This window comes from Clostridium neonatale, assembly GCF_001458595.1.
GTDB lineage: Bacteria > Bacillota > Clostridia > Clostridiales > Clostridiaceae > Clostridium > Clostridium neonatale.
The window spans coordinates 24,753-39,069 of the sequence record NZ_LN890324.1 but is presented as its reverse complement, the minus strand read 5'-3'; the positions used below and the strand labels follow the sequence as shown (position 1 = coordinate 39,069).

The 14,317-nt window shown below is 28.5% G+C and carries 11 protein-coding genes; all 11 read left to right on the top strand.

Annotation, left to right across the window (positions count from 1 at the left end):
* Positions 1-307 precede the first annotated feature (307 nt).
* The 11 genes from purR to BN2920_RS00595 all read left to right on the top strand — a co-directional run bounded on the left by purR (position 308) and on the right by BN2920_RS00595 (position 14,316).
* The gene (gene purR, locus BN2920_RS00645) at positions 308-1,123 is read left to right on the top strand and encodes a pur operon repressor (protein ID WP_058293136.1); all 816 of its coding nucleotides are present in this window, start codon (positions 308-310) and stop codon (positions 1,121-1,123) included.
* A 289-nt stretch (positions 1,124-1,412) separates the two neighbouring features.
* Positions 1,413-1,688, top strand: coding sequence for a septation regulator SpoVG (gene spoVG / locus BN2920_RS00640; RefSeq protein WP_058293135.1), 276 nt, complete (start codon positions 1,413-1,415; stop codon positions 1,686-1,688).
* A 158-nt stretch (positions 1,689-1,846) separates the two neighbouring features.
* On the top strand, positions 1,847-3,217 hold the full coding sequence (gene glmU, locus BN2920_RS00635; RefSeq protein ID WP_058293134.1) for a bifunctional UDP-N-acetylglucosamine diphosphorylase/glucosamine-1-phosphate N-acetyltransferase GlmU: 1,371 nt from the start codon (positions 1,847-1,849) through the stop codon (positions 3,215-3,217).
* Positions 3,218-3,266: 49 nt separating this feature from the next.
* Complete coding sequence (locus tag BN2920_RS00630; RefSeq protein ID WP_058293133.1) at positions 3,267-4,232, top strand: ribose-phosphate diphosphokinase; 966 nt, start codon at positions 3,267-3,269, stop codon at positions 4,230-4,232.
* A gap of 221 nt (positions 4,233-4,453) precedes the next feature.
* A complete protein-coding gene (locus BN2920_RS00625; protein WP_058293132.1) occupies positions 4,454-5,140 on the top strand; it encodes a response regulator transcription factor in 687 nt (228 codons plus the stop codon).
* Between the two features lie 29 nt (positions 5,141-5,169).
* Positions 5,170-6,555, top strand: a complete 1,386-nt coding sequence (locus tag BN2920_RS00620) for a sensor histidine kinase (RefSeq protein WP_242868279.1) — start codon at positions 5,170-5,172, stop codon at positions 6,553-6,555.
* 17 nt (positions 6,556-6,572) lie between these two features.
* On the top strand, positions 6,573-7,148 hold the full coding sequence (gene pth, locus BN2920_RS00615) for an aminoacyl-tRNA hydrolase (protein WP_058293130.1): 576 nt from the start codon (positions 6,573-6,575) through the stop codon (positions 7,146-7,148).
* A gap of 14 nt (positions 7,149-7,162) precedes the next feature.
* On the top strand, positions 7,163-10,666 hold the full coding sequence (gene mfd, locus BN2920_RS00610) for a transcription-repair coupling factor (RefSeq protein WP_058293129.1): 3,504 nt from the start codon (positions 7,163-7,165) through the stop codon (positions 10,664-10,666).
* 154 nt (positions 10,667-10,820) lie between these two features.
* Positions 10,821-11,858, top strand: a complete 1,038-nt coding sequence (locus BN2920_RS00605) for a peptidylprolyl isomerase (protein WP_058293128.1) — start codon at positions 10,821-10,823, stop codon at positions 11,856-11,858.
* Between the two features lie 257 nt (positions 11,859-12,115).
* Positions 12,116-12,667: a stage V sporulation protein T gene (gene spoVT, locus BN2920_RS00600; RefSeq protein ID WP_058293127.1), complete on the top strand. Its 552-nt coding sequence runs from the start codon at positions 12,116-12,118 to the stop codon at positions 12,665-12,667.
* Positions 12,668-12,780: 113 nt separating this feature from the next.
* Entirely contained in the window at positions 12,781-14,316 is a 1,536-nt protein-coding gene (locus BN2920_RS00595; protein WP_058293126.1) for a putative polysaccharide biosynthesis protein, read from the top strand.
* Position 14,317: the final 1 nt, after the last annotated feature.

Below are 14,317 nucleotides of genomic sequence, written 5' to 3'. Positions count from 1 at the left end.
ATATTGCAAAAATTAAAATTTAAGTTAATATTAAATAGCTGTAAATAAGATTTACTAGAAATTTGTGAAGCATAGAATAAATTATAAATTTACATATAACCATATATAATTATATACATTTTTCAGAGAATGAACCATAGAAAAACAATAAATACATAATATTATATGTAATTTTATTATATTTGTTAATCAATTTTAGATATAATATTAAGTTTATATCTAAAAATATTGCTATTAATTTGAATTTAGAATAAAATATGAATATTAATAGCAATAAATTAAAATAAAATTCGTGTAGGTGATTTTAGTGGAAAAGTTTACGAGAAATAAGAGAGTGGTCGCAATAACTAAAATATTATTAGAAAACCCTAATAAAATAATTGGATTAAATACTTTCTCAGAATTATTAAATGCAGCTAAATCAACAATAAGTGAAGATATAGTTGTTGTAAGAGAAGTTTTAGAAAAATTAGAAATGGGTAAAATTGAAACTATTGCTGGTGTAGCTGGAGGAATCAGATATGTGCCAGGAATAAGTAATGAACAGAAGAAAGATTTTGCGTTAGAGTTATGTAAACAATTAGAAGATGGAAGTAGGGTGATTCCGGGGAATATGATTTATATGACAGATTTAATGTATAATCCACAGATAATAAATAAAGCTGGTGTATTATTATCATCATGTTTTCAAGATAAAAATGTGGATTATGTAATAACAGTAGAAACAAAAGGAATTCCTTTAGCATATGAAGTAGCTAGAAACTTAGGAGTTCAGTTAGTTATTGCTAGAAGAAGTAGCATAGCAACTGAAGGATCTACAGTTACAATTAATTATGTATCAGGAACAAGTGGAAGATTGCAACAAATGGCTCTTTCTAAAAAGTCAATGAAATCAAACAGTAGATGTATATTCATTGATGACTTTATGAAAGGCGGCGGAACTGCTGTTGGGATTAAAGATTTATTAAAGGAATTTGACAGTGAATTAGTTGGCATCGGAGTGTTAGTAGATAATCAAGCAATAGAAAAGAAATTAGTGGATGAGTATGTTTCAGTGGTAGAACTCAAATCTGTAGATAAGTCAGCAATAATAGATGTTCAACCTTCTAAGATATTTTCTTAAAATAATTAAAAATTAGAGATTGAAATATATTATTTTGTAATTTGAGAACCCAAGTTTATTAAAAAGTAAAATTATCTTATAAAAATATAATAAAATATTTCGTTTTATTATACAAAAATATACAAAAAAGCAATGTGTTAATTCATTATATAAGATAATTTTTAGGAAAGTTGACATAAAAAATAAATTTTCTAATAATTTAACAAATTAAAAAAGGAATTTAGAAATTTGTGGAGAAATTATATAAATATGAAATTTTAATAAGCAACTGGGAAGGGGTAGAGTAAAAATGCAAATTACAGACGTTAGAATTAGAAAAATCTCAGCAGAAGGTAAAATGAAAGGAATAGTTTCTGTTACTTTTGATAATGAATTCGTGATTCATGACATCAAAGTTATAGAAGGACAAATGGGATTATTCATTGCTATGCCAAGCAGAAAAACACCAGATGGAGAATTTAAGGACATAGCTCACCCAATAAATACAGAAGCAAGAGAAAAAATTCAAACTGCAATTTTAGAAGCCTATGAAAAAGCAGTAGCTCAAGAAAATGCAGAAGAATAATGATTTATGAAATAAGAGGAAGTTTTGTGCTTCCTCTTATTTCGTTTGAAGTATCAAACATCTAAGATTCTCATGGGTTGAAATAAATTTATCTTTCAAATATAATTAATTAGAATAATAGAATAGGCTTATAGCTTATATAAAGAGGTGTTATTATAATGTATAAATGCGCATTAATTCTAGCGGCAGGACAAGGTAAAAGGATAAAATCAAATTTACCTAAAGTACTTCACAAAGTATGTGGTAAGGAAATGGTAAAGCATGTTATAGATACGGTAAAAAAAGCAGAAATTCAAGATATAAATTTAATTATAGGTAAAGGAGCAGAGCTTGTAGAAGAAAAAACTAAGGACACAGGTGTCACTTATTCACTTCAAGCAGAGCAATTAGGGACTGGGCATGCAGTTAAATGTGCTAAAAAATTTTTGGAAAATAAATCAGGAGTTGTAGCTGTTTTTACAGGAGATACACCTTTAATAAAGCAGTCAACAGTTGAAAGCTTAATAAATGATCATATAAACAACAAGAATGCAGCAACAATTTTAACAGCTATGGTAGACGATCCAACTGGATATGGAAGAATAGTTAGAGATGAAAGTGGAAAAGTATTAAAAATTGTTGAACATAAAGACTGTAATGAGGAAGAACTCAAAATTAAAGAGATGAATTCAGCAATTTATTGCTTTGATATAGAATTATTAGTTAAATCATTAGATAAATTAAATAATAATAATAAGCAAGGTGAATATTATCTTACAGATGTAATTGGAATTTTAAAAGATGAAGGATATTCAATTGGTGCAGTTGTTACTGACATCGAAGAAACTATTGGAGTAAATTCTAGGGTTCAGCTAGCAGAAGCAGAAGAGATTCTTAGAAATAGAATCAATACTATTCACATGGAAAATGGCGTTACATTAATAGACCCTAAAACAACATATATAGGTGCAGATGTTGAAATAGGAAAAGATACAATAATATATCCAAATAACATACTAGAAGGAAATACTGTTATAGGTGAGAATTGTTTATTATATCAAAATTCAAGAATTAAGGATAGTGTAATAGGTAATGAAGTAGATATCCAATCATCTGTAATATTAGATAGTAAAATTGGTGATAATACAACCGTTGGACCTTTTGCTTATATTCGTCCAGATAGCATTATAGGTAAGAGTACAAGAATAGGAGATTTCGTTGAAATAAAGAAAGCTACCATTGGAGATGGAACTAAGGTATCTCACTTAACTTATATTGGAGATGCAGAAGTGGGTTCAGGATGTAATTTTGGATGTGGAACAGTAGTAGTAAATTATGATGGAAAAGAAAAGCATAAGACAATTATTGGAGACCATAGTTTTATTGGATGTAATACTAACTTAGTTTCTCCGGTTAAAGTTGGTGATAATACTTATATTGCAGCAGGATCAACTATTACAGCTGAAGTAAAAGAAGGAGATCTAGCTGTAGCAAGGGCAAAACAAAGAAATATTAGTGGTTGGGTTGAAAAAAGAGGATTAAAAAAATAGCAATTTAAATATTATTAGCTAATAATTTTTAAGGAGGTCTTCTGACATTATGATAACTCATGGAAAAAATATAAAAATTTTTACTGGTAATTCTCATCCGCAGTTAGCAGAAGAAATAGCAAATATACTAAATGTAACTATGGGAAAATCAAAAGTTTCAACTTTTAGTGATGGAGAAATATCAGTTGATATTTCTGAAACAGTAAGAGGAACAGACGTATTTATAATACAATCAACTTGTTCGCCTGTAAATAATAATCTTATGGAATTACTAATAATGATTGATGCTTTTAAAAGAGCATCAGCAGGAAGAATAACAGCTGTTATTCCATATTACGGATATGCTAGACAAGATAGAAAAGCTAAATCAAGAGATCCAATAACGGCTAAGTTAGTAGCTGATCTATTAACAACAGCTGGAGCAAATAGAGTATTAACTATGGATTTACATGCAGCACAAATTCAAGGATATTTTAACATTCCAGTGGATCATTTACTTGGATCACCAATACTTGCAGAATATTTTATAAATAAAGGATTAATTGACAAGGATGATGTTGTGGTAGTGTCACCGGATTTGGGAAGTGTTACTAGAGCAAGAAAATTTGCAGATAATTTACATGCGCCGATAGCTATTATAGATAAAAGAAGACCAAAAGCTAATGTTTCTGAAATTATGAATATAATTGGTGATGTAGACGGAAAAAGATGTATACTACTTGATGATATGATTGATACAGCAGGAACAATAACAAATGCTGCTAATGCGCTTAAGGATTTGGGAGCTAAGAATGTTTATGCTTGTTGTACTCATGGAGTGCTATCAGGTCCTGCTATGGAAAGAATAAATAGTTCATCAATTGAAGAATTAATAATGCTCAATACTATACCGCTAAAAGAAGAAAATGATAATTATAAAATTAAATCAATATCTGTTGCTCCTCTATTTGCGGAAGCAATTAGAAGGATTTATGATGATCAGCCAATAAGTAAGTTGTTTGAATATCAAAGATGATACATATTGGAAATATCCCTCTATGGCATTAAAGCTGTAGAGGGTTTTTGCAGTATGAATTTTAAGGCATTATTAAGAATATTACTTAAAATTATGGTGATAGAATTTAATATGTCATGTTTGTAATAATATATGGTTTATTATAAAAATGCTTTATTTACTACCTAATGTAGGGCATAATTATATATAATGAATTTTGAATATTTTGGAGGAAATAAAATATGGAGAGTTTATCGGATAAAATTTTAATAGTAGATGATGATGAAAATATAAGTGAAATTTTAAATATGTATTTAGAGAGCTCAGGATATACTACTAAAATAGCTAGTACAGGAAAAAGAGCTCAAGAATTATTTTTGGAATATAATCCTAATTTGGTGTTACTTGATGTAATGATACCTGGAATAGATGGGATAGATGTATTAAAGTGGGTGAGAAAGCAAGGCGAAGTTCCTGTAATAATGCTTACAGCTAAAGGTGATACATTTGATAAAGTTTTAGCATTAGAATTAGGAGCAGATGACTATATAGTTAAACCCTTTGAACCAAAAGAGCTATTAGCAAGGGTAAAGGCTGTTTTAAGAAGATATTCAGCTGATAATGCTAAGAGTGAAATAATAAAGCTTAGTGATTTATCAATAGATCCAACATCATATAAAGTTATTTTTAATAAAGAAGATATAAAAATGCCGCCAAAGGAATTTGAACTTTTGTATTATTTAGCAAAAAATAAAAATAGAGTATTTACAAGAGAACAATTACTTTGCGAAGTATGGGGGTATGATTACCCTGGAGATTCTAGAACAGTTGATGTTCATATAAAAAGATTAAGAGAAAAATTAACTAGTGGTGAAGAATGGCAGATAGAAACAGTTTGGGGTGTGGGATATAAGTTTGAGGTGAAATAATGAGGAAACATGGCTTATTGCATAAATTAATGAATATTAATGCTATTATTATGGCTTGTGTTTTAACTTTTTTAGCTTGTTTACTATCTATATGGATAAAAATGAATTTTATTACAGAAAAAGAGCTTCAATTTAATCAAATGGGGCAATATATAAGTAATATGATAATAACTTATTCTGATATTGAAGATACTGAAGAAAGTAGAATTTCTAAATTGAAAAATATATTAAATATATCAGGAACAGCAATAAATGCTGATATATATATACTAGATGATAAGATGAGAATGTATATTTCAGCAGATAATATTAAACATATATATGATGCTGAAGATGCTAAGATTTTAAATTTATCTTCAGATGTTTTAAAAAGCGGGAAGACGATAAAATATATAAAAAAGAATTATACTTGCATATATCCTGTAATGCAAGATGGTGAATTTAAGGGCTGTGTTGTTATGGAGTCGCCTTTATTTTTAGTTAAAGGTCAATTAAGTAAAATATATATTATTATTTGGATTTCAGCAGGTCTTTTTATGATCTTATCTACTATAGTTTTATCATTTTTTACAAATATAATATTAATTAATCCATTGCATGAAATAAGCAAGACCGCAAGAAGATTTGCCAATGGAGAAGTGGATAAAAGAGTTAGTATATGTTCAAATGATGAAATCGGAGAATTGGCAAAATCGTTTAATATAATGGCTGAATCATTAGAAAAAGTTGAAAATAATAGACGAGAATTTATATCTAACGTTTCTCATGAATTAAGGAGTCCTATAACTTCAATTAAAGGATTTATATCAGGAATAATAGATGGCGTAATCCCAAAAGATAAAGAGGGATATTACTTAGAAAGAGCGTATAATGAAACTCAAAGATTAACCAGATTAATTAATGATTTATTGGATTTATCAGCTATTGAGTCAGGAAAACTTAAATTTAAAATGAAAAAAGTTGATATTAATGAAATAATACGAATTTGTATTATAAATAATGAGCAAAAATTAAATGATAAAAATATAAATTTAGAAGTTAATTTTCAATACGAAAAATGTTTTGCAAATGCAGATGAAGATAAGATGATGCAGGTGGTAACAAATTTGTTAGATAATTCAGTTAAGTATTGTGGAGATTGTGGAACTATAAAAATAAGTAATTATGTTAAAGGAAATAAAATATTTACTCAAATATACAATGATGGACCTCAAATAGAAGAAGAAGAAATAAATAAAATATGGGATCGATTTTATAAATCAGATAAATCTAGAACTAACAAGGTAAGTACTGGACTAGGACTGCCAATAGTTAGAATGATACTCATGCAGCAGGGAGAAGAGATCTGGGCAGAAAATGATAAAATTAAAGGTGTAAATTTTATTTTCACCTTAACTAAATTTAAAGAATTATAATAAAGGAGTAATGAAATATGTTTTTAATAGTTGGACTTGGAAATCCAGGTATTCAATATGAAAATACACGACATAATATAGGATTTAATGTTATCGATAATATAAGTAAGGAGTATAATATTGATATAAATAGGGAAAAATTTAAAGGTATGTATGGCGAAGGCTTTATAGGCAATACAAAAGTGATTTTATTAAAACCAACTACATATATGAATTTAAGTGGAGAAAGTATAAGAGAAGTAGTTGATTTTTACAAGATTACTAATGAGCAGATAATAGTTATTTATGATGACATAAGTTTAGATATTGGAAGACTTAGATTAAGGGAAAAAGGTAGTGCAGGTGGGCATAATGGAATAAAGAGCATAATAGCGCATTTAGGTACAGATATTTTCCCGAGAATAAAGGTGGGCGTAGGACAACCTGACGTTGATCTTGTAAAATATGTACTGGGTAAATTTACAAAAGAGGAAATGGATATTTTAAAATTTAGTATAGATGCATCCACAAAAGCAGTAGAAGAGATTATAAAATCAGATGTTAAGCAGGCTATGAATAAATATAACGGATTTAAGCCGAATTTAAGTATTTAAGGATGGTGCAAAATATGAGGTTAAAAGGATTATTGGAGCCTTTAGAGGAGAGTTCAGAGTTTAAGAACTTAGAAGATTCAATTAAAGGTAAAAAATATCCTATAGGAATATATGGTATATCAGAATCTGGAAGAGGATATATAATAGATGGTATATTTGAGAATATTGATAAGTCTATAGTAGTAGTAACTCAAAATGATATAGAAGCCAAAAACCTATATGAAGATTTAATATTATACACAAATGAGGTTTACTATTTCCCAGCTAAGGAGGTAGTATTTTATAATATTGATGCTGTATCGGGAGATTTAAGATGGGCTAGATTAAAAGTAATAAATGAGATATTAAATAATAATAAAAAAATAATTGTAACATCTGTAGATGCATTTGCCTCTAAATATACACCACATAAATTATTTACAGAATATAATATAAAATTAAAAGAAAATGATGATGTTGATGTTAAAGAGATAGGCAAAAAACTAATTCAATCAGGATATGAAAGAGTAGAAATGGTTGAAGGAAAGGGTCAATTTTCTTTAAGGGGAGGGATTCTTGATGTTTTCCCAACATGCTCAAGTTATCCATATAGAATTGAATTATTTGGAGATGAAATAGAATCCATAAGAACATTTAATATAGAATCACAAAGAAGCATTGAAAAAGTTAAATCAGTAAACATATTTCCAGCAAAAGAAATAGTCCTTACTGATGAGGCTTTAGAATATGGTAGAGAAAAACTAAAGAGTGAATTTGAGGAAATAGAAGATAAGGATAAAGATAAAGACAGAGTAGAAAAATTAAGAAAAATTTTAAATAAGAATTTAGAATCACTAGAAGAAACATGTTCTTTCGAAACTATAGATAGTTATTTAAATTATTTTTCTAAGAAGACAGAAAGCTTATTTGATTATTTTAATGATTATTATTTTATAATGGATAATGTTCAAAGATGTGAGGGAAAATTAAATTCTACATATATAGAGTTTGAGGAGAATTTTACAGCATTTTCTCAAAGAGGAGATATTTTTCCGGGACAAGGAGGACTATTACTTAATAAAGAAGAAATACTAGGATCATTTTCAGAACAAAAAATAATTTTTTTAGAATCGTTATCTCAGAATAATAACTGGTTAAGACCAATTACAAAAATTGATATAAGTCAATCAACGTTAACAAATTATCAAGGTCAGTTAGATTTATTAATTGATGATATTTCAAGAAAGAAATCTGAGGAATATAAGACGTTAATTTTATCAGGTACAAGAGCAAGGGGAGAACGTTTAGTAGACACATTACGTGATAGAGGAATTGAAAGCTCATATAAAGATTCTGTAGATAAAATTAATTTTGGTGAAGTTGTAATTACTTTTGGAAATCAGCTGAAAGGTTTTGAATATCCAAACTATAAAATTTGTGTAATTTCAGATAAGGAAGTATTTGGCGAAGCTAAAAGAAAGTTAAAGACTAAAAATAAATCTAAGCAAAAAGGTATTGCAAAGATAAAAAGTTTTGCAGAACTTAAACCAGGTGACTATGTAGTTCATGCTAACCATGGAATTGGTGTATATAAGGGTATTAAACAAATTGATGTTGCAGGACATAAGAGAGATTACTTAGATATTGTGTATGATAAGGGGGATAAGCTTTATGTTCCTGTTGAGCAATTGGATTTAATACAAAAATATGTTGGAAGTGAAGGAAAATTCCCTAAGATAAACAAACTTGGTGGAACTGAATGGCAAAAAGCTAAAGCTAAGGCTAGAAAATCCATTAATGAAATAGCTGAGGACCTAGTTAAGCTTTACGCAACAAGAGCAACCGTAAGGGGCTACAAATTTTCAAAGGACACACAATGGCAAAAACAATTTGAAGATGAATTTCCTTACGAAGAAACTCCGGACCAATTAACATCATTAGAAGAAATTAAAAGTGACATGGAATCAGATAAGCCTATGGATAGACTTTTATGTGGAGATGTTGGATATGGAAAGACAGAAGTTGCAGTAAGGGCGGCATTTAAATGTGTTATGGATGGAAAGCAAGTGGCTTTTTTAGTTCCAACTACAATCTTAGCAGAACAACATTACAAGAATATGAAAAATAGATTTTCAGATTTTCCAATAAAAGTTGATATGGTAAGTAGGTTTAGAACTACAAAACAGCAAAAGGAAACACTTCAAAGGCTTAAAGAAGGAAACGTTGATATTTTAATAGGAACTCATAGAATAGTTTCAAAGGACATACAATTCAAAGACTTAGGATTGTTAATAATTGATGAAGAGCAAAGATTTGGAGTTAAACAAAAAGAGAAAATAAAAAATTTAAAGAAAAATGTAGATGTATTAACTTTAAGTGCTACTCCTATACCAAGAACTCTTCATATGTCATTAACAGGGGTGAGAGATATATCGGTTATAGAAACTCCTCCAGAAGAGAGATATCCTGTACAAACTTATGTTGTAGAACAAAATGATCAACTTATAAGAGATGCAATTTTGAGAGAAGTAGGCAGAGATGGGCAAGTATATTTTGTTTATAACAGAGTAGAAGATATTGATAGAATGGCTAAATACGTCCAAGAATTGGTTCCGGAGGCTAAGGTAGGCATCGCACATGGTCAAATGGCAGAAAGAGAACTTGAAAAAGAAATGATGGACTTTATGTCGGGAGAGCATAATGTACTAGTGTGTACAACAATTATAGAAACTGGAATGGATATTCAGAATGTAAACACTATTATAATATATGATTCTGATAAAATGGGATTATCACAACTTTATCAATTGAGAGGAAGAGTAGGTAGATCTAACAGAATAGCATATGCATATCTGCTATATACTAAAGATAAGGTTTTAACAGAAGTAGCAGAGAAGAGACTTAAAGCTTTGAGGGATTTTACGGAATTAGGATCAGGATTTAAGATAGCTATGAGAGATTTAGAAATAAGGGGAGCAGGTAACATGATGGGATCTTCTCAACATGGACACATGGCAACTATAGGATATGATTTATATTGTAGAATGCTCGAGGATACTATTAAGATAATTAAAGGTGAAATAAGTAAAGAACCTATTGAAACTACAGTAGATATAAAAGTTGATGCATTTATTTCAGAACATTATATAGAAGATGAAATACAAAAGATAGAGGTATATAAAAAGATTGCAGCTATTGAAAATATAGATGATTATAATGATATAGAAGAAGAACTAAACGATAGATACTCTAAAATGCCTGAATCAGTTCGTAACTTGATGGATATAGCATATATAAAGAATAAAGCAAAAACTGTATTTATTGAGGAAATAAAAGAAATGCCAAAAGTGATAATATTTAAATTCGCTCAAGGCGAAAGTGATTATTCTAATATTTATGTAAATCTTATTAAAAAATACAAAGATATTGTGGTATTGAAATTTGGATTAGAACCATACTTTGCTTTTAAAATTAAAGGAATAAAAAAAGAAAATAAGTTAGAGTTTTTAAAAGAAGTAGTAGATGACATAATCTTGTAATAAAAAAATGATATACTAAATTATATTGTTTATTTTGAACTGAGTAATATTACAATATAAATATTAATTGAAAAAATTGAATTGTAAAAATAATATTGATATACTAATATTATGTCTTTTACAGCAATACTTAGAAAAAAGCGAGGGGAATACTTTGAAAAGATTAAAAAAAATTATTGCAACTGCAGCAGTTTGTGCATTAGCAATATCAATGATGGGTTGCAAAATGATTGAAAAAACGCCTGAAGCTATAGCAAAAACAGTTATTGCAAAAGTAGGTGATGAGAAAATTACTAAAGGTGATTTAGAAAGTGAATTGGAAAAAGCTGGAGTTGTTCAGCAATTAAAATCTACTTATGGCGAAGATTATGCAAATAATGATCAAGCAAAAGAACAACTTAAACAAATAAGACAACAATATTTAACTATGTTAGTAAATGAAAAAGTAATGATACAAAAAGGTACTGAATTAAAATTAATACCATCAGATGATGAACTTAATAAGAAAGTTGAAGATACAATTTCTCAATATAAGCAAGTGTACGGTGGAGAAGATCAGTATAAGAAAGCTTTAGAGCAATATGGTTATACAGAGGATAGCTTTAAAGAAATTCAAAGAGATCAAGCAAAATTAAATGCTATATATGAAGCAATGACTAAAGATGTTAAGATAACTGATGATGATGTAAAGAATTATTATGAAGAGAATAAAGACAGTAAGTATACTACACAAGGAGAAATAGATTATAACAAATCTTTAGAAGAAGCTAATGCTATAAAGGCTGAATTAGATGCTGGTGCAGATTTTGCTAAGACAGCTAAAGAAAAATCAACTGATACTGGAACAAAAGACAATGGCGGAAGTTTAGGATTTGTAAAGTATGATGATACTCAATATGTTCAAGAATTTATGGATGGATTTAAAAATTTAAAAGAAGGTGAAATTTCAGCACCTGTAAAGAGCCAATTTGGATATCATATAATTAAAGTCACTGGTGTAACTAGTGAAGGTGCGAATGTATCTCATATTTTAGTTGCAGAAAGAGGAGAAAGTAAAGTAACTCCTTTTGATGAAGTAAAAGATAGCATTAAATCACAAGTAACTCAAGAAAAAACTAATGCAGCATATAATTCAAAATTAGAAGAATGGAAAAAGGATATACAGATAAAGACATACGAAGATAGATTATAGTAAATTTTCTCCTCTTAACTTAAAGAGGAGAAAATTTTTTTTTATATAATATAAAATTTAGTTATTAGTGCATAAAATTTCTATATATTCAAATAATAATATCGTAAATTACTTAGATAAAATTACTTAAACAAATATAGAAGAAAGGAGCATGTTGTTAGAAAGGAATAGATAACTTTATATTAAATAATATTTTTAAGTGTTATATAACAAAAACATATAATATTTTATAAACTTTCTACAACGGTGAATAACTAATGAAAGCAACAGGAATTGTCAGAAGAATTGATGACTTAGGAAGGGTAGTAATTCCAAAAGAAATAAGAAGAACATTAAGAATAAGGGAAGGAGATCCGTTAGAGATTTTTACAGACCGTGATGGAGGAGTAATATTGAAAAAATATTCTCCAATTGAAGAGCTAACTGATTTTTCAAAGGAATATTGCGAAAGTTTACAACAAGTTATAGGACATATTGTATTGATATGTGATAAAGATGCATTTATTTCAGTAAGTGGAGCTCCCAAAAAAGAGTATATTGAAAGAAAAGTAAGTAACGAATTAGAAAAAATAATGAATGATAGAAAAACTGTGTTATTAAATAAATCTTCAGGATCAGTAGTTCCATTACATAATGATGATGAAGAAACAGAATATATCAGTCAAGTCATTGCACCTATCATAGCAGAAGGTGATGAGATTGGAGCTGTAATTATTCTATCAAAAGAAGATGATGTAGAATTAGGAGATGTTGAAACAAAACTAGTTGAGACAGCAGCTGCATTTTTAGGAAAACAAATGGAGCAATAATACTTCTTTGAGAAACATAAAAAATCAAAATTATCAATAATTAAAATAAAAGTCATAATACCTCCAGATTTACAATAAGAATTATTAATAGTATGTAAGTTTGGAGGTGTTTTATGAAAAAACAATCACTTGTTAAAGCAAGTTTAATTTTAGGTATAGCAGGAATATTAACAAGATTCCTAGGATTATTTTTTAGATGGCCATTGATAATGTTAATTGGAGATGAAGGTATAGGGTATTATCAGATGTCTTATCCGCTATATATGTTTTACATAGCATTAGCTTCAGGTGTACCAGTTGCTATGTCTAAAATAATATCTGAAAGAAATGCTGTAAATGATATAAGAGGAACCTTCGAAGTAATGAAGGAGTCGTTTCTTTTAATGATAATAATAGGGACAGGCATGACGGTATTCTTATTTTTCTTTGCTCATCCTATAATTCATTATCTTAAATGGGATGAGAAGTCGTATTATTCTTTAATAGGGATCTCTTTTGCTCCTGTTGTTATTTCATGTATGACAATACTAAGAGGATTTTTTCAAGGATTTCAAAATATGACCCCATCAGCCATATCTCAGATAATAGAACAAATTGGAAGAGTGCTTTTTGGAGTGGGATTAGCAGTGTTTTTATTGCCAAGGGGTATAGAATATTCAGCTGGTGGCGCAGCCTTTGGTGCAACAGCTGGAGCGGTTTTAGGTACGTCGTATCTGTATTCAAAATATAAAAAAATAAAAAAAGAATATGGAATAAAGAGATTGAAGGCTAATTCAGATGTATTAAATACAATACTGAAAATTGCAATTCCAATTTCATTGGGAACAACAGTAGGAACTATAATGAATTTAATAGATTCCATTTTAGTTCCGCAAAAGCTGTTACAAGCTGGTTTTACAACTACAGAAGCTACAGTATTATATGCTCAATTAACTGGAAAAGCGTCTGTCATAGTTAATATACCACTTACACTTTCAATGGCAATTTGCACATCTTTAATTCCTATAATTGCTGAGAGTTTTATTTTAAAAAAGAATAGTGAATTAAAGAATAAAATAAATATGTCAATGAAAATGGCAATAGTAATAGCACTTCCGTGTACGCTTGGTTTATTCTTTTTAGCTGAACCTGTAATGAAATTTATTTTTCCAGGAAGATTTGAAGGATTTGAAATATTGACATATCTATCTATATCTATACCATTTATAATAATAACACAAACTACTACGTCAATATTGCAAGGAACAGGGCATTATATAAAGCCGGTTATAAATTTACTTATTGGATGTATTGTTAAGGTAATATTAACATGGACATTAATACCTGTTAAATATCTTAATATTTATGGTGCAGTTATTGGAACTATAAGCGCATATGTTATTGCAAGTATATTAAATATTATAGTCTTAAAAGTTACGCTAAAAATAAAATTAGATTTATATGACATATTAATAAAACCTTCATATGCATCAATAATTATGATAATAGCAGTAATGTTTAGTTATAATATTATATATAAGTGCACTGTAAGTAATGGTATATCATGTTTGTTGTCAATATTTATAGGAGGAATAATATATGGTATATTAGTAATAGTATTTAAAGTATTTGGAATAGAAGAAATAAAAGATAGAATCAAAAGGATATAAA

What these genes read in the sequence shown, in the direction of transcription:
- BN2920_RS00620 (WP_242868279.1), top strand. Translation starts at nt 5,170, where the DNA reads ATGAATATTAATGCTATTATTATGGCTTGTGTTTTAACTTTTTTAGCT.
- spoVG (WP_058293135.1), top strand. Translation starts at nt 1,413, where the DNA reads ATGCAAATTACAGACGTTAGAATTAGAAAAATCTCAGCAGAAGGTAAA.
- BN2920_RS00595 (WP_058293126.1), top strand. Translation starts at nt 12,781, where the DNA reads ATGAAAAAACAATCACTTGTTAAAGCAAGTTTAATTTTAGGTATAGCA.
- spoVT (WP_058293127.1), top strand. Translation starts at nt 12,116, where the DNA reads ATGAAAGCAACAGGAATTGTCAGAAGAATTGATGACTTAGGAAGGGTA.
- pth (WP_058293130.1), top strand. Translation starts at nt 6,573, where the DNA reads ATGTTTTTAATAGTTGGACTTGGAAATCCAGGTATTCAATATGAAAAT.
- BN2920_RS00625 (WP_058293132.1), top strand. Translation starts at nt 4,454, where the DNA reads ATGGAGAGTTTATCGGATAAAATTTTAATAGTAGATGATGATGAAAAT.
- glmU (WP_058293134.1), top strand. Translation starts at nt 1,847, where the DNA reads ATGTATAAATGCGCATTAATTCTAGCGGCAGGACAAGGTAAAAGGATA.
- mfd (WP_058293129.1), top strand. Translation starts at nt 7,163, where the DNA reads ATGAGGTTAAAAGGATTATTGGAGCCTTTAGAGGAGAGTTCAGAGTTT.
- BN2920_RS00630 (WP_058293133.1), top strand. Translation starts at nt 3,267, where the DNA reads ATGATAACTCATGGAAAAAATATAAAAATTTTTACTGGTAATTCTCAT.